The sequence below is a fragment of the Thalassotalea agarivorans genome (genome assembly GCF_030295955.1).
GTDB lineage: Bacteria > Pseudomonadota > Gammaproteobacteria > Enterobacterales > Alteromonadaceae > Thalassotalea_D > Thalassotalea_D agarivorans.
Genome location: NZ_AP027363.1, coordinates 2,317,013 through 2,337,117, shown reverse-complemented (window position 1 = coordinate 2,337,117; position 20,105 = coordinate 2,317,013). Strand labels below are relative to the sequence as shown.

At 39.5% G+C, this 20,105-nt stretch carries 15 protein-coding genes; 14 read left to right on the top strand and 1 reads right to left on the bottom strand.

Annotation, left to right across the window (positions count from 1 at the left end):
• Positions 1-46 precede the first annotated feature (46 nt).
• Positions 47-451, bottom strand: coding sequence for a hypothetical protein (locus QUD85_RS10655; RefSeq protein WP_093328071.1), 405 nt, complete (start codon positions 449-451; stop codon positions 47-49).
• Positions 452-925: 474 nt separating this feature from the next.
• On the opposite strand from QUD85_RS10655, the gene QUD85_RS10650 reads away from it, so the two are divergent.
• The 14 genes from QUD85_RS10650 to QUD85_RS10585 all read left to right on the top strand — a co-directional run bounded on the left by QUD85_RS10650 (position 926) and on the right by QUD85_RS10585 (position 20,102).
• Positions 926-1,780, top strand: coding sequence for a TnsA endonuclease N-terminal domain-containing protein (locus QUD85_RS10650; RefSeq protein ID WP_093328073.1), 855 nt, complete (start codon positions 926-928; stop codon positions 1,778-1,780).
• Positions 1,780-4,050, top strand: a complete 2,271-nt coding sequence (locus tag QUD85_RS10645) for a hypothetical protein (protein ID WP_093328075.1) — start codon at positions 1,780-1,782, stop codon at positions 4,048-4,050. The genes QUD85_RS10650 and QUD85_RS10645 overlap by 1 nt, the downstream gene beginning before the upstream one ends.
• The gene (locus tag QUD85_RS10640) at positions 4,047-5,426 is read left to right on the top strand and encodes an ATP-binding protein (RefSeq protein WP_093328076.1); all 1,380 of its coding nucleotides are present in this window, start codon (positions 4,047-4,049) and stop codon (positions 5,424-5,426) included. Before QUD85_RS10645 ends, QUD85_RS10640 begins: the two co-directional genes overlap by 4 nt.
• Before the next feature lie 5 nt (positions 5,427-5,431).
• A complete protein-coding gene (locus QUD85_RS10635; RefSeq protein WP_093328078.1) occupies positions 5,432-6,355 on the top strand; it encodes a TniQ family protein in 924 nt (307 codons plus the stop codon).
• Between the two features lie 50 nt (positions 6,356-6,405).
• On the top strand, positions 6,406-7,797 hold the full coding sequence (locus QUD85_RS10630) for a TnsD family Tn7-like transposition protein (RefSeq protein WP_407705065.1): 1,392 nt from the start codon (positions 6,406-6,408) through the stop codon (positions 7,795-7,797).
• Positions 7,798-8,172: 375 nt separating this feature from the next.
• Positions 8,173-8,490: an antitoxin Xre/MbcA/ParS toxin-binding domain-containing protein gene (locus QUD85_RS10625; protein WP_093328081.1), complete on the top strand. Its 318-nt coding sequence runs from the start codon at positions 8,173-8,175 to the stop codon at positions 8,488-8,490.
• A gap of 378 nt (positions 8,491-8,868) precedes the next feature.
• The gene (locus tag QUD85_RS10620; RefSeq protein ID WP_071815626.1) at positions 8,869-9,261 is read left to right on the top strand and encodes a hypothetical protein; all 393 of its coding nucleotides are present in this window, start codon (positions 8,869-8,871) and stop codon (positions 9,259-9,261) included.
• A gap of 133 nt (positions 9,262-9,394) precedes the next feature.
• The gene (locus tag QUD85_RS10615; RefSeq protein ID WP_093328082.1) at positions 9,395-9,880 is read left to right on the top strand and encodes a DUF411 domain-containing protein; all 486 of its coding nucleotides are present in this window, start codon (positions 9,395-9,397) and stop codon (positions 9,878-9,880) included.
• On the top strand, positions 9,880-11,295 hold the full coding sequence (locus QUD85_RS10610; RefSeq protein ID WP_245732065.1) for a TolC family protein: 1,416 nt from the start codon (positions 9,880-9,882) through the stop codon (positions 11,293-11,295). Before QUD85_RS10615 ends, QUD85_RS10610 begins: the two co-directional genes overlap by 1 nt.
• Positions 11,295-13,058: an efflux RND transporter periplasmic adaptor subunit gene (locus QUD85_RS10605; protein ID WP_093328083.1), complete on the top strand. Its 1,764-nt coding sequence runs from the start codon at positions 11,295-11,297 to the stop codon at positions 13,056-13,058. The genes QUD85_RS10610 and QUD85_RS10605 overlap by 1 nt, the downstream gene beginning before the upstream one ends.
• A gap of 14 nt (positions 13,059-13,072) precedes the next feature.
• A complete protein-coding gene (locus tag QUD85_RS10600; RefSeq protein ID WP_093328085.1) occupies positions 13,073-16,936 on the top strand; it encodes an efflux RND transporter permease subunit in 3,864 nt (1,287 codons plus the stop codon).
• Positions 16,936-18,792: a 2Fe-2S iron-sulfur cluster-binding protein gene (locus tag QUD85_RS10595; RefSeq protein WP_093328086.1), complete on the top strand. Its 1,857-nt coding sequence runs from the start codon at positions 16,936-16,938 to the stop codon at positions 18,790-18,792. Before QUD85_RS10600 ends, QUD85_RS10595 begins: the two co-directional genes overlap by 1 nt.
• Positions 18,793-18,818: 26 nt before the next feature.
• Positions 18,819-19,166: a copper resistance CopC family protein gene (locus QUD85_RS10590; protein ID WP_071815622.1), complete on the top strand. Its 348-nt coding sequence runs from the start codon at positions 18,819-18,821 to the stop codon at positions 19,164-19,166.
• 18 nt (positions 19,167-19,184) lie between these two features.
• Positions 19,185-20,102, top strand: coding sequence for a copper resistance D family protein (locus QUD85_RS10585; RefSeq protein ID WP_093328088.1), 918 nt, complete (start codon positions 19,185-19,187; stop codon positions 20,100-20,102).
• Positions 20,103-20,105: the final 3 nt, after the last annotated feature.

Below are 20,105 nucleotides of genomic sequence, written 5' to 3'. Positions count from 1 at the left end.
AGTTTTATATATTATAAAGCTAAGAACTGTTTAGTGAACTAGGGCCTTACCAGCTTGAAGTGTTTTCGATACTTTTACAAGTTCGAGTTTCACGCAAATATTTAGTTTCTACTGGGGGCAGCCAGGTAGCACATAAAATATAAAGGTCCTCTTTGCTATCAGATTTAAGGAAACTATCGAATAGCAAGTCAATTCGAATGTCAGAGGATTTTCGATAGAGCTGAGAATGGTGAAATTGCTTTGTTTCGTTTCTGCTAGATTTTACTTGGAAGTGTCTAGTAAGAAGCCCCTGTTGAATATGCAGATCGTCAAATATATCACCATCAAAACGCTTTTTATCTACAGAAATATATTCATACCTTTCGCTAAGGCATCGCATAAAAAAATACGCTGTAAAAATATCTTGATATCGATATCCTTGATGAGCTGGGGTTAATCCTCGACCTTTCAAACTAAATCCTTATTTTAATACGTTGCTTCCTGATAGTAATTGGAAATTAAAATTATAGTAAAACTACTTAATTATTATAGGTTTGGGCATTAGCGGCTTATATCAAGAGTAATGGCTACTTATTTAAAAGTAATATTCAATATTCTTATTTTATGAAAGTAATATTGCTTTGTTGTTGAAGCGCTCAGAGATAGCAATCATGCAAGAGCATATTTGTTCACTTCAACTAAAATTAACCAATGTTTTAGTCTGATTTAAATTGCCTTTGTAAATAGGGCTGTTTTTTTTAATTTTTTTTCGTACATTAACTCGCTAATAAATTGAAATCTGTAAATACAAGAACTTGAAATATTTAAATAAAAAAATCAAATTGACAGAAAGTGTAATTAGTTAAATAGTATGTAAATCAATTACTTATGTTGATCTTGTTTTGTTTTTACTCTATATCTGAATTAATTGGATATAGGTGTAAAAATGAAACCGATTTATAAAGTAAACATAAAAGAATTAGCCAGACTTAGAGAGTGGAAAGAAAAGTGTGATGATGCTCGTAAGCAAAAATTGGCGCATCGTTTTCAATATTATCGCCCGTTTATCACTATTGACGATGTTAATTCTATTAGTCGAAGACATTTATATTCCTGCCCTATACAGAAACGATTAATTCATCTTCTTAGCGATGGAGAAGCAAATGCTTATAAGCGACTGATCTTTGAGCCAGATATTCTCGGTATTAGAGAGCAATTTCCACTGCACCTACCAAAAACACTGGAAATAGCTAAAAGTTTAAAATTTATTCACCCCAGAAATTGGAAGACTAAAGAATTGTATATCATGACAACTGACTTGTTAGTTGATCGTGTTGATTTCGAGACTGGTGAGGTTTACCAACAATCCTATAACTTTAAATATTGGGATGCCATTTACCAATATTCTGAAGATGGTTTTGTCATCCAAAAGAGCTGGCGGACTTGGCAAAAAAATAAGATAGAAGAAATTTACTGGCTAGAAAAGAGCGTCAAATTTATTCAGGCAACTGAAAGAGACTCCTCAAAGGTAGCTGTTCAAAATATTACTTGGTTTCAGATGCAGCATGACTTAGATGTTGGGCAGCAAGAACTGGAGCAATTTAAAGCGTATTTTATCAAGAGTCACAAGAATAACCCTCGGGCATGGCTAGAAGAACACTTAAGCAATGTGTGTAAGCTTATGAACAGTTCATTTCGAGATGCCCAAGCAATCTTTCAGTTTGCTGCATATCATCATGAACTCAGTCTCAATATTGAATATCCAATTAGGCTTTCAGAGCCGGTAGCGGTGAACGCGTAATGTTTAGCGTTAATGAAGTTTTTAGCGATATCAAGCAATCTATTCAAGTTAAAGTTTGCCACGTAGCAATAGATCTAGCTCTGATTGCTGTGGTTGATTTGGTTCGTTTAGAAGAAGGAAAGCCTTGTTGTAAACCTAAGGTATATAATTTTGAAAAATTTGCCGATTATATTAAAAAAAACAAACTACACCGGACAGTTGAAATGTTGCCGGCATGGATTAATTTTGACGATGAAAAATTAATTAAGTCTGGCAAAGAGCATTGGGTAGCTAAACGGGATAAAAAGCTCAACATAGTAGGTTCTTTACTTAACGAGGACACTGTACGTGAATATTTATACGGGAGCGGGGTTGGAGAAAAAATAGGAGCTCTACTAATAGAAAACTCTATTTGGAAAAAATCTAGTAATTATTACAGACAGCTAAATCGCTATATCACTTATGGTTGCACCAACAATGCTTTGTTACCTTTTGACTATCAGAATTGCGGTAGTAATTATTTTATCCCTGAAGAACGTGGGGTAGAAAATGTAAAGCGTGGACGTAAAACTATTTCACCTAAGCTGCTTGGTCATTTGCATCAATCCGTTTTTTCAGTGGCTCCAGGGATCACTAAAAAAGAAATAAAAAAAATTAAGAAAACTGTTACGGCTGTTATTAGCTCAGCACGAAAAAATATTACTGCTCGAGCCCGGTTATTGTATCGGCGTGAAAATGAATGCCGATTTGTTGATGAGGCAACCCCCTATGGTACGAATAAAAAACTAAAATGGGATGAAGAGCCTGATTGTTTATCTGATGCGCAATTTAGATACCATTTTCAAAAGTTTATAACTCAAGAAGATAAAATCAGAGCAGCCAAAGGACAGATTGTTTTTGATAAAGATCATGCTGATAGAAGTGGATCTACATGGGAGTTTTTAATCGGGCCAACGCATTTATATGAGATTGATGCAACAGTCATGGATATCCACGTTCGTTACCCATATTCAGAGAATGAAAGATTATCTATGGGGAGACCTGTGCTTTATGTCGTTGTCGACGTTTTCTCTACATGTATTGTTGGAATATATATAGGGTTTCATGGTCCTGACTGGGTTGGAGCTGCTGAGGCGTTAGTTAATGCATTTATGGATAAAGTCTCTTTTGCTGCACGCTATGGTCTTAAAATAAATAAAAAAGATTGGCCATGCCACCATCTATGTTACTGGATTAATAGTGATAATGGTGGAGAGTATTCATTGGGGAATATATCGCCACTTTTAAAAGCAAATTTAGGTATTCAGGAGTGGACAAAGACCCGAAGTTATATGGGGGTTGCTAAGGCTGTAGCCGAAAGAAAATTCGGTGTTATTAACGATAGCTTTCTTCATTATCAACCAGGTGCAGTATATGAAGTACGCAGAGAAGAGCAGGACCCATCGCAAAACGCCGTTTGGGATTTAGAGTCTTTGTATCAAGCGATTATTTTAGAGGTAATCTATCAAAACCATACAAACCTAAGAGAAGAACATCATGATTTTAAAGCGGCAAAAAAACGTGCGGGTCTTTCTGCTCAGTCGATCTTTGACTTTTTTATCGGTGAAGAAATGGGAGGTGGTAACCCAACAACTGAAAAAGATGAGGGTCGGATCAGATTAGCGTGTCTTCCTGAAAACGAGGCTTCAGTTACAGCTCAGGGTATTAAGTTTCAAGGAGTTTACTACACGTCTCCTTATGCTAAGCAGCAAAAGTGGTATTTTCGAGCCAAGCAGTTCGGAGTTTTTCCGATTACGGTTAAATGGAGTAGAGTTTCAGCGGATTTAATTTGGTATCAAACGCCCGAAAACGAAGTCATCGCTTTGAAAATAAAACCTGATAAAAGTCGTCGATTTATGCGTCAGACTTGGGAGGCTGTGGCCATTCGTCAGCACGAATACGCTAGAGAAAAGCATGCTGCCAAACGCGAAAAAACGAGGCAAGAATTAATCAAAGAGCAGCAACAGCGTGACTTACTTGATAGGAATAAAGAAGGGATAAGTGGGATACCTGAAAATACAGTAAAGTCCCGTCAAAAAGGTATTCAAGAACGAAAAGATGAGCAAGCGATTATTGATAAAGCTCAGATTGATAAACGTAATAAGCAAGCGATTGGGCAAATAGAGAAGACAGAAGCAAGTGAGGGCGATCATGAGGAAATGCAAACAAAGCCTCAAACTAAGAAGCCAAAGAAACGAAGCTTAAACTCTCGACTACAGCGTTCAAAAAATAATGGTAAGGGGGACAAATGAAATTATTCGACCCAGCTTTTCCTAAACCTGTGCTCATTGAAGAGGCTGAATATCATAATCATCAAGATGAATGGTTAAACGATAATCCATTGATCCGGGCTATCACGGTTAAAGATACAGACGATGTTGAAAGTGAAATAGGATATATTCCTAAATTACCAAGTAATATTCAAAGTCTAAACGGTGTTTATCAAAAAACAGCATTACATCGACTGAGCTGTATTAATGTCGTACACCCTTGGTCTGCGGCACTTTATGAAGATATTTTGTCTGCAATTTTATTTGGATATATTAACCGAGATCCTAGGAAACCCGAAATTCGGAGGTTTCAAAGAGAGTTATCAAGTTTATCAATGCTTAAAAAGCGTGATGAGATCTATGAAAAAATATTTGTTTCTCCTCTTAGTCCGCTAACAACCACTAGTAACGCTGTTGTCACCGGCCCTTCGGGTAGCGGCAAAACAACAACAATTCGACGAACACTGCTAGCAATTCCACAGGTGATCATTCATCCAGAGTTTGATAATACACCAGAGAAGCTAACTCAAATTGTATGGTTAAGCTTTGATATGCCAGCTAGTGACTCACCTAAAGCACTCGCATTAGCGTTCTTTAGAGCTATAGACATGGCAATTGGTAGCAATTACTACAATGAATGGAAGGGGCGAAAATCAGAGGGAATAGAGCATCATTATGCGGCGATGCAACTACTGATACTAAAGTACAATATCGGGTTTATTCACATTGATGAAATGCAATTTATGTTGAAGTTTGGTTCGGGGCGAAACTCTGTTACTTTGCAAGCCGTCGAAGCTCTTTTTAATAAGTTGTCTGTACCGACTTTAACCAGTTGTACGCCGGAAGGCTTAAAGTTATTTGATCCTGTGCCAGCTGAGTTTTCGAATAACCTCGATGTAATAACGACAACTCGTCGCGTCTATTCTGATCAGATCTATGTGTTTGAGCTTGCCCCGATAGACTCCGACTTATTTGATGATTTATTTAGTGCCTTCTTTCCCGCATCCCTCAGTCAGAAGCAAAAGGGGTTTAGTGAATCTTTTAAATTTAAGGTAGCGACTTTAAGTGCTGGCTTATTAGCTGTTATCACGAGGTTAGCGCAGCTTTATCATCGAATAGCGTTGAGTGTGACAGATATACCTGAAGAAGAACTACTGGAAGACATATTTATTGAACAATTCGGTCCGTTAGCTGAAGCATTAAGACGTTTGCACGAAACGGGCAATGAAGACATGCTAGAGAATCTATTGAACCGAGATGATGCTAATAATGTTGTTTGGGCATTGGAAGAACAGAAAGGAAAAAAAATCCAAAAGCGGGTAAGTGTTCCGGACATTAATAATGATCATAAAGGCTAGTGCTTATGAGCGTCTATCACTTTCCTGCCCCTTTTGAAAAAGAGCACCTTCTTGGATGTTTAATGCGCTACGTCTTACCCCAAGGCCGGAAGGAATACGTTAAAGTAGCTAAACGAGTGTCATCAAATGTTAGTAAAGTTAATTCGAACAGTTATTGGCAATCTGTTTATACCGATATTCTCAAGCAATACTTACCCAAATACCACCATCAATTAGCGCTTAACAATACGTTATTAAATGTTTATACCAGTTTAATTGAAAGTGACTTTTCCACTGTATTGGCGGAGCAAGTAAAGTATCCCAGCAAGTTACAACTCAAACATGCAAATCTGGAACAGGTTCATAAAGGCTGGAAGTGGTGCCCTGAATGTATATTCGATGATGAAGGTGAGTGTGGAGTCGCTTATTGGCATTGTGAACACCAATTTCCGCTCAAAAAACGATGTACAAAACATGGGGCATTATTATTATCTGGTTGTCAGAGCTGCGGTTTTGCTTGGTCTTCAATTTTGCAAGGGCCTGGCCCCTCAGCGAGTTGCCCTAAATGTGGAAGTACATTCTCAGAGCGTCACAGAGAAGATAGTTACGACGATTTATGGATCGAAAGAAGTGCAAACGGTATTTTAAATGGAAGTTTAAAGTTTGATAAAAATAAAGTTAAAGAATGCTTCAAAGTACAGTACGGTTTTGGTGAATTTAAGCGGCAGTGGTCTGTAGCTGAGAGAAAACAAATTAGAGATCAGCAAGACTTATTTGGAAACTGGATTGACTCACTCAACTTATTAAATCATTTAACACCTTTGCCAAATGGCAGGAATAACTCAGAGCATCCCGCATTTAATGTCAGTACTTATGTGTTTAAAAGTTATGATTATGCGCCAATAATTCACCTGTTATTTAGCCGTTATTGTAGGGAGGTACTATGTTAGTACTCCTGCCAGATGAGACCATTTATAGTTACCTTACTCGCTGTTGTTTAATGGATGGTTATCCAACGTTGGCGTGTGCGTTAAAATACAGAATAGGAAGCTCAAGTAAGCAATGGAGTGCCTCTTTTCCTAGCTTCATATCTCAAGTTTCGTCATTCTCAGGTATTCCATTTCAGCAGTTGCTGTATAAGCATACTGTTTATCCCTTGTATCGAACATTCTTATCAAAAGCAGTATCCACTAAAGTTGAAGAGCTTTTATTGGCTGGTGGAACATTAAATTTAGAATCAAAAATGTCGTTGGTTGCTAACCGTTCAAAAATGACAGGAGAACTAAAGTATTGCCCACTATGTACGAAACAAGACATCGAAAAGTATGCATGGTGCTATTGGCATTTACAGCATCAACTGCCAGGCGCTTTAGCTTGTGCAATTCATGACTGTAGACTCGAAGGCATAAAGGTAAACCGAAAACGCTTAATATTGCCTCCAACTGAAAAAGCAAGTCTTAGCACAGTAAATGAAAAAGCAGTGAAACTCGCAATGCTAAGCCAAAACATATTTAAGTTGGGTGGGTATGGGCTTAATTCAGAAATTATTAATCGTGTTTATCGTCATCGTTTAGTAGAACTCGGGTTAGCAACATGTAACCAGTCAATTCGCATTAAGATTAGTCAATGGCGAAAACACCTAAGGCTTTATTGGGAGTCTATTTGCGATGATCCGCAAATTTCACAGATTTTAAGCAAGTCCAAACCCTGGCAGTATCCAGCAAACTTGTTGTATGGAAAAAGTAAGACATTTCATCCTCTAAAGCATTTGCTAGTTATTGGTCATATGTTTAATACATTTGATGAATTTATGTCGATATATCGTTTATTTGAAAAAGGGCAAGAACCTTGCGTCGATTCTGAGGTTGAAGTAAATGGTGATAACTTAGCTCGCAGTATGCCTGACAAAAAGATTCTTGGCTTTTTAGAAAATGGTTATAGCTTAAGGCGGACTTCTATTCTGTGCGGAGTGAGCATAGGTTATACGAAGAAAATTTCACAGATATATGGAATTACTATCCATAGACGCACTCAATTTATTGACGAAGGCAAAAGGCGTGAAATATGGCGTAAGCTCTTAGTTGGCTTGTCTACGCAAAATATAGCTGCTTCGGTGGAAACGTCAGTGGGGGCAGTTGAGCAAATACTTTCTTGTCACCCTGAAATTGTTCAGCTTAGAAAGAAAATTCGTTTTCACAATCTACTCAAGAAGCATCGTGGCCAGTTAATTTCGGCTGTTCAAAGCAGTACTTCCCGCCAAGAAGTAAAGAAGGCAGTTTCCTCTAGTTATACCTGGCTGTTTAAGCACGACAAAGATTGGTTGTATTCGCAACTTCCTGCTGAAATTCCACGCAGTCAACGTTATACGCGTGGTGGTAAATCCGGTGTTTGAGTCGCTCGAATTTTTTAAATTGGTATACGGCGTTTGTTTGATTTCAAACTTATCGTTATGTACCACAGCAAGCTGTGAATAAATCCAGAGAGTTATGAATAACAGTTAAAAGTAGTAAGCAGGAAGGAATTTCTCACCAAAAGAGAAATTATTTTGGCCTCAAAAAAGAGAATAATGAGAATTAAAAAATTTGCAACAGTGAATTTGCTAAATCATTGATTCGGCGTGACCGAACGCTGTACATGTAACCGATTTTGCCAATATATCGCTTGACACATATTTGATGAAATTGATCTAAAAGCAGATTTTCAGGTGCTTACAGTGCAACTGGTTTCAGTTCCGCGAAGCGGGCAAGTAAAAATAAAGGAGTGAACCATGGTAGACGAATACGCAGTGACAAAAGCTCAGAAAATTTTGCAAAACTGGAAAGCAAGCTCTCGGCAAATTGATTCGATATTGCCGTTAGGAGTTAATGAAAAAGAGCTTGAAGAAAGGAGTAGACTGATTTTACAAATCGACCAAGCGTTAAAAATTATGTTCAACAACCCAGACAACATTAATGGTTTTATGAGAATGCCAAATCACAACGACACTTTTAAAGGTAAAACGCCCCTTGAAGTCGTAAGCTCAGGAGGTTTAAACGAGTTAATAAAAGTATTCAACTATTTAAAAGAGGGACTTTTTATCAGATAAAGCTATCTGTTAATTGAAATGTCGTAAATCTAAGAGGAAATTATCATAATGAATTATGAAACTATGTTTGAACACTTAGTAAGGGATAATCCTGAAATTAAAAAGATTTTATTAAAGCCTTCCTCGAGCCAGAGAGAGTTACAAAGTGGTTGTTGGTACCTAAAGCGCAATTAAATGGAGCTGCCCGAGCTGATCAATTGGAGTTAGAGCCGAATCGAGCTTTGGACTTATTAAATCAAATTCAAAGAGGCGACTTCTCTTGAAGAATGCAAGCTTTCTCAACGAGCATAGCATGTGAACTTCACTCTACTTAATTCTATCATTTACTTTTTTATCCAAATGAAATAATCTGTAGATGCATTTCTAATTGAGATTTATATGTTAAAGCCACTTTCAAAAGTTTTAGTAGTTGCTGCTATGCTGATTGCCTTTATCGGGCAAGCATTGGCGTATTCTTCTATGTCTTGCGAAATGTCTGATGGCTCACACGAGTCTCATATGAATATGAGCCATGATTCTATGGACCATTCAAGTATGGATCATGCCTCGATGAATCATTCTTCTGTTGACCAAAGTGGCCAACAAAACCATGAAGAATGTTGTGGTTCAGATTGCGTATGTCCCGCCAGTGCGTGTATGAGTATTAGCATTGTGGGCTCTGAACCCAAAACTGCATATTTGGCTCGTTTAAGCGAAGGTGTATCTTTCCAGCCACTTAACCAAACTAAGTCAATCCCCACTTCTCTATATCGTCCACCGATTTTTGCCTAACACAGGATCAGTGCGTCTGCTTTATCTGTTAAAGCGTCCTTTCTCGCACACTCTCTATACAAAACGTTAAACCTCAAACGAACACTCTTTACGAAGTTTTGTTTGAAATAATCCAGAGTAATCTGGGGGCAAAATGATTATTAGATTTTTTAACATAGCATTGTTTGCAATGCTTTTACCTCTTTTTGCGCAAGCTGAAGAGAAACGACAAGACGAAAAATTATTCGAACTATTGGTTTATAAAACCCCAACCTGTGGTTGTTGTAAAAAGTGGATAAGTCATATTGAAGATGAGGGTATTGTTGCCTATTCAAAAGACTACCGCAGTATAAGTTCTATCAAGAATAAATATGGTATCAAGCCAAACTATCGCTCTTGCCATACTGCCGTGAGTCGAGGCGGCTTTGCCTTTGAAGGCCACGTTCCAGCTAAATTTATAAAAAAATTCCTAACTGAAGAACATCCAAATGCTATAGGTCTATCTGTACCTGCCATGCCTGTGGGCTCACCAGGAATGGAAGTGGACGATCGCTTTATGCCTTACAAGATCCTTATCCTTCTTAAAGATGGTTCTAGTAAGGTTTACGCAGAAGTTAATACTTACGAGGAACAATTCTAATGAAGACTTTCACCTCAACCGGCAAGATGTCGACTATTTCAACATTGGCTTTAAGCTTAATGTTAGGCACGTCAGTCTTCTCTGCTCATGCACAAAAGACTATATCACTCGAGCAAGCACTTGCTCTTGCAGAGCAAAATGATCCTTGGCTGCATGGTAGCAAGCTAAAACAGTCGGCTGTGGAAAATCGAAGTGTCGCAACAAGCTCTCTACCAGATCCCAAGGTTTCAATAAGCATGATGAATTTGCCTACTGATTCATGGGATTTTGACCAAGAGGGTATGACGCAGTTTAAAGTTGGTGTATCTCAAATGTTCCCCCGTGGAGACAGCTTAGAGATAAAAGAAAAACAATTAAAAATAGAAGCTTCTAAGTTCCCTTTAATGCGTGAAGACCGAAAAGCAAAATTAAGAACTAAAGTATCTGAGCTTTGGTTAGATGCTTATCAAGCGCAAAAAACTATCGCGCTTATTGAGTCGGATTGGACTCTTTTTGAACAAATGGCCGAAGTAGCAAGGGCTAGTTATTCGAACGCCGTAGGTAAAACAAGGCAGCAAGATGTCATTAGAGCACAGCTTGAAATTGTTCAGTTGGAAGACAGACTTACAGCTCAAAAGCAAAAGCTTGAAACGACAATTGCTCTATTGAATGAATGGTTGCACGTATATGACAGCAGCAATTTAGATGACATATTTGATTTTGATTCGCAACCTAATGCATTTGGGGTATCAGAGCAGCTCCCGACAATAAGGCTAGAGAACCCGTCTCTGTTGAAATCAACAGGATACTCGAGAAATAAGCTTGCGATCGAGTTTTCAGACCACCCCGCAATATTAGCAATAGATATAAAGAGAAAGGTTTCAGAAGAAGGGATTGAACTTGCGAAACAGCAATACAAACCTCAATGGGGCGTTAATGCAAGTTATGGATATAGAGACGATATGCCTTCGGGTGATGAGCGAGCCGACTTGTTTTCTGTAGGTGTTTCATTCGATTTACCACTTTTCACAGAGAACCGACAAGATAAACAAGTTGCAGCATCGATTGCTGAGTCAGAAGCAGTTAAAACAGAGAAGTTATTGCTGACAAAGCAAATGATCAGTGCTGTTGAAAAAGAGCTAAGGCAGCTTAATCGTTTGTCGGAACGTCAGTCACTCTATAAAGATAACTTATTGAAGCAAATGCATGAACAAGCAGAGGCTTCCTTAACTGCTTATACCAACGATGATGGTGATTTTGCTGAAGTGGTTAGGGCCAGAATTGCTGAATTGAACGCCAGAATAGCTGCATTGAAAATTGATGTAGAAACGTTAAAAACCGTTGCACGAATCAACTACTTTTTCGCAGCAGTACCCTCACATCAGGTTGGTGACGGGGTTAAAAATGGCTCAAATGCGAAATTTGGAGATAAATAATGTCGAACAATAAACCTCAAATTAAATTAATTGCCGCAGCCATAATTGGCGCTATTTTAGGTGCTGGCGCATTGAATATGTTCCAAGGTTCGCCCACCTCATCTGAGCAAGGTGAAGAGTCTGGTGAGAAGAAACCTTTGTATTGGGTAGCACCAATGGACTCTAACTATCGAAGAGATCAGCCGGGCAAGTCGCCGATGGGGATGGATTTGATTCCGGTATATGAGGAAAACTCTGCGAATGACGACTTTGGTCCGGGAGCAGTTACTATCTCTCCTCATGTCGTCAATAACCTTGGGGTTAGGACGTCACCAGTTGAGTTGAAAACAATGCACTCAGAAATCAACACGGTGGGCTACGTTCAATATGATGAAGATCAACTCGTACATATTCATCCTCGAGTTGATGGTTGGATTGAAAAACTATTTGTTAAAGCAGCTGGTAACCCAGTAGAGAAAGGTCAGCCCTTATATACGCTTTACTCTCCTCAGCTCGTTAATGCGCAAGAGGAGCTGCTAATTGCGTTAAATCGTAACAATAAGTCGTTGATTTCTGCTGCTAAAGATCGCCTTAAGGCACTGCAATTATCTAACGATTTTATTGAACAGTTATCGCGAGATGGCAAAGTTCAACAAAGCATCACTTTCTACTCACCTCAATCAGGCGTTGTAGATGGATTAAAAATCCGTGAAGGATTTTTCGTCAAGCCAGGAAATACGTTATTAAGTATTGGTAAATTGGAACAAGTTTGGGTTGAAGCTGAAGTCTTCGAGCGAGACGCAGTATTAATCAAAGAAGGGTTGCCTGTTTCAATGACACTTGACTATCTGCCTGGTCAAGAATGGGCAGGCATTGTTGATTATGTCTATCCAACCTTAAACAGTAAAACAAGAACGCTTCGAGTGAGATTGAAATTTGATAACCCGGAGCATCAATTAAAACCCAATATGTTTGCGCAAGTATCTATTCATGCTAATCAAGGCGAAAATGTAGTTTTGGTGCCTAAGGAAGCGGTTATAAGAACGGGTAAACAAGACCGCGTAGTACTAGCTCTAGGTGATGGGCAATTTAAATCTATCGAAGTTTCGATTGGGCGGGTTGATCAAGAAAACATCGAGATTCTGGAAGGTTTAAATGAAGACGATGTTGTTGTGACATCTGCTCAATTCCTAATTGATTCAGAGTCTAGCAAAAGCTCTGACTTTAAAAGAATGACACATGAAGAAGTTCCTGAATCAGTTTGGATGGAAGGAGAAATAAATAGCGTAACCGCAGGACACGGCTCTAAACAAGGAGTGGCCAACATCACTCATGGTCCAGCTGAGGCTTGGGATTGGCCAGAAATGACGATGGATTTCAATGTAGCTGATAGTGTTGATATCGATTCATTAAAAGCAGGCCAAATGTTGCATTTCGAAGTGTCAAAAACAGAAGACGGAGGCTATGAAGTTACGGGTATTCATATCATGTCACAGCCAGAAGTTTCATCAGCAACAGTAACTGGAACAATAAACTCTATCGACCCCACATCTCGCACGCTAAACATTAGTCGTGGCCCAATTGAAAAGTGGGACAGACCTGCCGCAACAATGGACTTTGTATTGGCAGATGACCTTGAACTTTCTAGCGTTAATGTTGGCGATGAAATTAGCTTTACATTTGAAATTAGAGATGACTTTGTCATTACAGAGGTTTCTCGTAATGCAGCTATGCCACATTCGAATGAACAAAACAGCTCTGCTGTTGATCACTCGCACCATTAATACGGAGACCAGTAATGATTGAATCAATTATTAGATGGTCTGTAGGCAATCGATTTTTCGTTGTACTAATAACGTTAATCATTGCCTTCGGTGGACTATTTTCATTAAAGAATACGCCTGTTGATGCGATCCCTGATCTATCGGATGTGCAGGTGATCATTAAAACTAGCTATCCGGGTCAAGCACCACAGGTTGTTCAGGATCAGGTTACATTCCCGCTAACAACAGCCATGTTATCGGTTCCAGGTGCTCAAACCGTTCGAGGTTACTCGTTTTTCGGTGACTCATATGTTTACATCATATTTGATGATGACACCGACTTGTATTGGGCAAGAAGCCGCGTTCTTGAATACTTAAGCCAAGTAGCCTCTAGTTTACCTGACTCGGCTAAACCGCAATTGGGACCTGACGCTACAGGTGTGGGTTGGGTATACATTTATGCTTTAACAGATAAGTCAGGTAATCACGATTTAAGCCAACTAAGAAGTATTCAGGATTGGTTTCTAAAATATGAACTTCAAACTGTCCCAGGTGTGTCTGAAGTCGCCGCAGTGGGCGGAATGGTAAAGCAATACCAAGTTCAGGTTGACCCTGACAAACTTAGAGCCTACAACGTACCGTTAAGCCATATCCAAATGGCGCTTAAACGAGGTAATAAGGAAACTGGTGCATCAGTTGTCGAAATGGCAGAAGCCGAGTATATGGTTACTGCGACAGGTTATATCCAATCTGTACAAGACATCGAAAAAATACCATTAGGTATTAACGAGCAAGGCACACCCCTTCGTATAGGAGATGTCGCAAACGTCAATCTAGGCCCTCAAATGCGTCGAGGGATAGCCGAACTTAATGGTGAGGGGGAAGTTGTTGGTGGTGTTGTAGTCATGCGCTTTGGTGAAAATGCGCAGCAAACTATCAATGGTGTAAAAGAGAAACTTGCATCACTTAAATCTTCACTGCCTGAAGGCGTCGAAATTGTCCCTGTTTACGATAGATCTAAATTGATAAACAACGCTGTAGACAACCTTTGGAAAAAGTTACTCGAAGAGTTAGTCGTTGTAGCCTTAGTTTGTGCAGCGTTTTTGTTTCATCTTCGTTCTTCAATTGTCGCCGTAATAACGCTGCCGTTAGGTATCTTGGTGTCTTTCATCATCATGTATATGCAAGGGATTAACGCAAACATCATGTCCCTTGGCGGTATTGCTATTGCAATTGGTGCTATGACAGATGGTGCAATTGTCATGATCGAGAATATGCACAAGCACATGGAAGCTCTTAATAAAAAGGGAATACCTCTGACAGATGAAAACAGATGGCAACTCGTTGCTAAGGCGGCAAGTGAAGTTGGTCCTGCACTGTTTTTCAGTTTGCTCATTATTACTGTCTCATTCTTACCTGTGTTTATCTTGGAAGCCCAAGAAGGCAGAATGTTTTCACCGCTCGCTTATACAAAGACTTACGCAATGGCAGCATCAGCGGGTCTTGCAATTACATTAGTGCCGGTCTTAATGGGTTACTTTATCCGGGGGAAAATAGTCTCTGAAAAGAAAAATCCGTTAAACAGGTTGCTTATTGCCATGTATATGCCGGTTTTAAGATTGGTGATGAAGTTCCCGAAAGCGACTATTGTCGCAGCCATTTTAGTGACAATTGTTGGCTTCTGGCCTGTTGATAAAATCGGTAGTGAGTTCATCCCTCCGTTGGATGAAGGCGATTTAATGTATATGCCTACCACATATCCTGGTATTTCAATAGGTAAAGCAAGGGAGTTATTACAGCAAACGGATAAGCTTATTCGCACGGTACCTGAAGTTGAAAACGTATTTGGTAAGGTTGGCCGAGCTGAAACAGCAACAGATCCGGCACCATTAACCATGATTGAAACCTTTATACAACTTAAGCCAAAAGATCAGTGGCGTGAAGGTGTGACAACCGACTCATTGAAAGCTGAGTTTGATAAGTTAGTTAAATTTCCGGGCTTAACCAATGCGTGGGTAATGCCAATAAAAACACGTATCGACATGCTTGCTACTGGGATTAAGACGCCTGTAGGGATCAAAGTTGCAGGTCCTGATTTGGATACAATTCAGGAGATTGGCCAGCAAATAGAACAACTGCTGCCGCAGGTTGCAGGTACAGCCTCTGTGTACTCTGAGCGCGTTGCCGGAGGTCGATACATTAAAGTTGATATATCTCGCGATAAAGCGAGTCGCTTTGGTCTTAATATTGAAGATGTTCAACAAGTTGTATCTACAGCGATAGGCGGAATGAATGTTACCCAAACCGTTGAAGGACAAGAGAGATACCCCGTCAATTTGCGTTATCCTCAGGATTATCGTGATTCTCCAGAGCAGCTTGCGAGGTTGCCAGTTGTTACGCCTAATGGTCAACGAATAGCATTAGGTGATGTTGCAGACATTAGAGTTGAAAACGGGCCTCCAGGGATTAAGAGTGAGAATGCTCGAATTAATGGCTGGACGTTTATCGACATTGATGGCGTAGATGTTGGTACTTATGTTGAAAATGCAAAATCTTATTTGGCCAATAATCTAGAGCTTCCAGCTGGTTATTCGATTACATGGGCTGGTCAATATGAGTACATGGAACGTGCTAAAGAGAAACTTACATACGTATTGCCACTAACCTTTGCAATCATTGTCATTCTGCTTTATCTAAATTTCCGATCATTTAGTGAAGTAGCGATTATTATTGCTACTTTGCCTATGGCCATGATTGGAGGCCTATGGTTGATGTATTTAGAAGGTTTTAATTTTTCAGTGGCAGTGGGTGTTGGGTTTATTGCACTAGCTGGGGTGGCTGTGGAAATTGGGGTAATCATGCTTGTATACCTCAATCAAGCATACCAGAGCGCAAAAGAAGAATGTGAACAAGCTAATACACCATTCACCAAGCAAAAATTAGCGCAAGCGATTATGGAAGGCGCAGGTATGCGTATCCGTCCAGTAATGATGACTGTGGCGACCATTATAATTGGATTAATGCCTATTCTCTATGGAACAGGCACCGGCTCAGAAGTCATGAGTCGTATAGCTGCACCTATGGTTGGAGGCATGGCTAGCGCCGTGATTTTAACCTTAATCGTACTACCTGCAATTTACTATCTGTGGCGTGTTAGAACAGTTCAACAGCCAACAAAACCGCCATTCAACTTGTTGAAATCCAGCCGTAAATATCACAAATGGATAATGGCGTTTATTAGCGTGCAGTTTCTGTTCTGGTCTATTACAGGTTTATATATGGTGAGCATGGATATTCACCATATACATGGCGAAACCTTAGTAAAGAATCAAAATCAAACACTTGAGCTGAACGAGGTTAACTTCACTACAGCTTCTTTAATCGAGAATTTTCCAGAGGCTAAAGATATCTCTCTAGGTAAGCTTTTGGATAAGCAAGTGTATCGTTTTACCAATGGGGGTGAAGGCAAAGTCGCGGTAGACGCAAATACTGGTGACGTTATACCTCAGATTGACGAAACTATGGCCAGAAAAATCGGAAACTACCACTATGCCGGTTCGGGGCAGATTGAAGCATTAACTATAATGACTTCAGCATCTGAGATGCCAGCGGAATTGTCACCTAGACACCTACCGTTTTGGCAGATCAAGTTTGAAGGGCTTTCTTCGCCTACGTTATATGTAAATCAAAATACAGGAGCTGTAGTGGCTAAAAGACATGACTTTTGGCGACTATTTGATTGGATGTGGCGTTTTCACATTATGGACTATGACGACGGTGAAAATGTCTCAAACTGGTTTTTGTTGCTAGTTGCGTCGCTAGGACTTTTAGCCGCATTGGCTGGTGCTGTCCTGACTTACTACCGTGTAGCTGCGCCAAATAAAAGTGAGGCGGTTTAATGTCATTTATTAAATCAAGCAAAACCCTCCATAAGTGGCTTTCTTTAGTGGTGGGTATTCAATTACTTATTTGGTTGGGAACCGGCGTTTATTTCAATTTGATGGATCATCATAAAGCAGGTGGACATGAATATCGTGTTCACTCTCATAGTGACCACAAGTTATCAGCGTTTGAACTTAAACCTGTTTCTGTCGTAGGTCGTGTGTCAAAGGACATTCAGCCGATAAGTGTAAAACTGATATGGATTCTGGAACGCCCATACTATCACTTCGTTTACCAAGCGGGCCAACACAGTTACCAGAAAAGCCGTTCTGAATTATTCGATGCTGTAACGGGAGAACCTTTTAAGCTTTCTTCGTCACTGGTGTTAATCATTGCTCAGCAATCATATTCGGGTCCAGGAGAATTGTTGAAACCAGAGCTCTCACAACCACCGTTTGACGACTATGTTGCTCAACAAAATCCGATGTGGAAAGTTAACGTTCGAGATAAAAACAATACAACCATCTACCTAGATGCAGCGACAGGTAAAGTACTTCGACATGCCAATGACGATTTCAGACTTAAAGACCTAATGATGAAGCTGCACTTTATGGACTACGGAAATTCAGGTGGCTTTAATCATTGGTGGATAATTGTTTTTGCCATTTGTACCTTACTCTTATCAATTACAGGCGTTATTTGGTTAGTCCAACTATACAAGAATGGATTACTCAAATTGAAATGGCATCAAAGCAATCAAACAGTTGCTGTGACGTTTGCTGAGGCGGGAACAAGCTGTGATGTTTCAGCTTCTGAAAATCATTCAATCCTTGAGGGGTTAGCTAACTCGCATGTTTACTTGCCTTCTAGCTGCGGAGGTGGTGGAACCTGTGGCAAATGTGTCTTTAAGAGCGAAAATGACCTTCCTCCAACTTCAGCTGAAATAGAACAGCTTACTGAAGAAGAATTGGCTCAAGGTTATCGACTAGGCTGTCAGCATACCATTTCAGAAGTTGATTCTGTGGAGGTCATGTCCAGTAATAAAATTGAAACCCACGAATTAATAGTCGTTGCATCACAGTTCATAACCCCATTCATCAAGGAAGTGAAATTTAAGGTTAAGTCTGGCAACCCACTTACATACAAAGCGGGGGCGTATATGGAATTTGACATACCAGCAGGTATGAATGATTTGCGTCCAAATGATATGCCCCAGGCATTTGAAAAATACTGGAGCGAATATGCTCATGGAAGGTTTACCCACAGTGGTGCAAGCCGTCATTACTCCTTAGCGAATTTTGACCAAGAAACCGATGAACTAACGTTTAACATACGTTGGCAAACCAGTGCCGATGGTTATAGAGCGGGTATTGGATCTTCGTATTTAGGGGCACTTGAAGTGGGAGAAACAGTAACGGCTAGAGGTCCATATTCTGATTTCTTTGCGATGTCCCAATCCGGTAGCACTAACAAACATCGACGTATATTTATTGGGGCAGGTTCAGGCTTGGCTCCTTTGAGAGCCATCATTTTCGAAGAATTGAAAAAGCACAACCATCAAGACGAGATGATACTGATTTATGGTGCTAGAACGGAAGAAGACTTGTTATACCAAAGTGAGTTAGAAGCGTTAGAGCAGAGCCATGACAATTTCACTTATATACCAACATTATCAGCACCTTCTCCAAAGTGGAAAGGTAATCGAGGCTACGTACAAAAATCATTGCTGTCGCAACTCAGTGAAAATGTGCAGCCTTTCGCTACTGAGTTTTATCTGTGTGGGCCTGCGGCAATGATGGAGGAAGTTGAAAATATGATCCTAGATATTGGTGTGCCTTCACAGCTTATATTTAAAGATAAATTTACTCGTTAATTCATAAAGTATAAAGAGGTAAAAATATGAATACATTAATCAAAACTATTATGGTCGTAATTATGACATTTAGTGTGAGTGCGTTAGCTCATGTCAGTTTAAAAGCGTCAATGCCTACAGATAATGCAATGCTAATGAAGTCTCCAGAGACCTTATCTTTGAGCTTCACTAAAAATGTAAAGATCGTAAAGTTGTCACTTAAAAATAAACAAGGTGAAAAGATTAAATTTGGTTTTAAGCCAACGAAAGAGTCGAACAGAGAATTCTCATGGAAACTCCCTAAATTGGCACCTGCAAATTACATCGTTGAGGCCACGTTTTTAGGTAAGGATGGCCATAAAATGAAAGAAAGCTTTGGCTTTATGGTTCATTAATTTGGAGTGATAAATTCTATGGAAATGTATATCTGGAGTACGCTAATTGTACTGTCAAAATTTTCGTTTTACCTTGGCTTTGTAAGTATCGCTAGTTATATATTTCTTGGACAAGTTATTGATCAAATTCAACAGAAAGCTCAACAGAAAACGACAACAACACCTTCGACATTTTTAAAGCTAATCAATGGTTGGATTTTTGTTGGGCTCGTTGCCAATTTTATATGGTTCATAGCTAGCACAGGTGCAATGGCTGAAGATGGTATTAGAGGAGCTCTGGATAGCGACATGATTGAGCTCATGTGGGATTCCTCTATTGGCGAAGTAACGTTTTATCGTTCCATTGGCTTTTCAATTGCAATATTTGCATTTGTTTTTTCTGTATATAGTAAACCTACTAAGATAAAGCGCTATGTTTTTCACTTACTTTATTTGTGCAGTTTGCTACTACTGGCATACTCATTTTCAGTATTGGGACATGTCTCCGAATTAGCTTGGCTAGAAAGAATAACGCTAATTTTTCATGTCCTTTTAATCGCATGGTGGATGGGGGCGTTGTTACCGTTGAGGTACGCTTGTAGCGTTTTAGCGCATAATGAGCTTTTTATACTAATGGAAAAATTTGGCAAGCAAGCCGTTCCCATGGTGACACTGATAATTATTGCTGGCCTTTGGTTATCTATTCAGCTTGTAGGCAGTATTGACGCCCTTGTGACCACTTCTTATGGACAAGTCCTTCTTTTTAAATTGATTTTAGTTAATTCAATTTTATTACTCGCAGCAAGGCACAAATTTAAGCTAGTTCCTGCACTTAACAATTCAACCGGCCGAGAAATGTTATCTAAATCTATTTCCATTGAAATAATGATAGCGCTCGCCATTTTAGTAACCACATCAGCACTAACAAGTTTAGTTGGTCCTGAAAGCTACCTTTAAAAG

Excerpts from the sequence above, each read along its gene's own strand:
- QUD85_RS10650 (WP_093328073.1), top strand. The coding sequence starts at position 926 with ATGAAACCGATTTATAAAGTAAACATAAAAGAATTAGCCAGACTTAGA.
- QUD85_RS10645 (WP_093328075.1), top strand. The coding sequence starts at position 1,780 with ATGTTTAGCGTTAATGAAGTTTTTAGCGATATCAAGCAATCTATTCAA.
- QUD85_RS10640 (WP_093328076.1), top strand. The coding sequence starts at position 4,047 with ATGAAATTATTCGACCCAGCTTTTCCTAAACCTGTGCTCATTGAAGAG.
- QUD85_RS10635 (WP_093328078.1), top strand. The coding sequence starts at position 5,432 with ATGAGCGTCTATCACTTTCCTGCCCCTTTTGAAAAAGAGCACCTTCTT.
- QUD85_RS10630 (WP_407705065.1), top strand. The coding sequence starts at position 6,406 with ATGGATGGTTATCCAACGTTGGCGTGTGCGTTAAAATACAGAATAGGA.
- QUD85_RS10625 (WP_093328081.1), top strand. The coding sequence starts at position 8,173 with ATGGTAGACGAATACGCAGTGACAAAAGCTCAGAAAATTTTGCAAAAC.
- QUD85_RS10620 (WP_071815626.1), top strand. The coding sequence starts at position 8,869 with ATGTTAAAGCCACTTTCAAAAGTTTTAGTAGTTGCTGCTATGCTGATT.
- QUD85_RS10615 (WP_093328082.1), top strand. The coding sequence starts at position 9,395 with ATGATTATTAGATTTTTTAACATAGCATTGTTTGCAATGCTTTTACCT.
- QUD85_RS10610 (WP_245732065.1), top strand. The coding sequence starts at position 9,880 with ATGAAGACTTTCACCTCAACCGGCAAGATGTCGACTATTTCAACATTG.
- QUD85_RS10605 (WP_093328083.1), top strand. The coding sequence starts at position 11,295 with ATGTCGAACAATAAACCTCAAATTAAATTAATTGCCGCAGCCATAATT.
- QUD85_RS10600 (WP_093328085.1), top strand. The coding sequence starts at position 13,073 with ATGATTGAATCAATTATTAGATGGTCTGTAGGCAATCGATTTTTCGTT.
- QUD85_RS10595 (WP_093328086.1), top strand. The coding sequence starts at position 16,936 with ATGTCATTTATTAAATCAAGCAAAACCCTCCATAAGTGGCTTTCTTTA.
- QUD85_RS10590 (WP_071815622.1), top strand. The coding sequence starts at position 18,819 with ATGAATACATTAATCAAAACTATTATGGTCGTAATTATGACATTTAGT.
- QUD85_RS10585 (WP_093328088.1), top strand. The coding sequence starts at position 19,185 with ATGGAAATGTATATCTGGAGTACGCTAATTGTACTGTCAAAATTTTCG.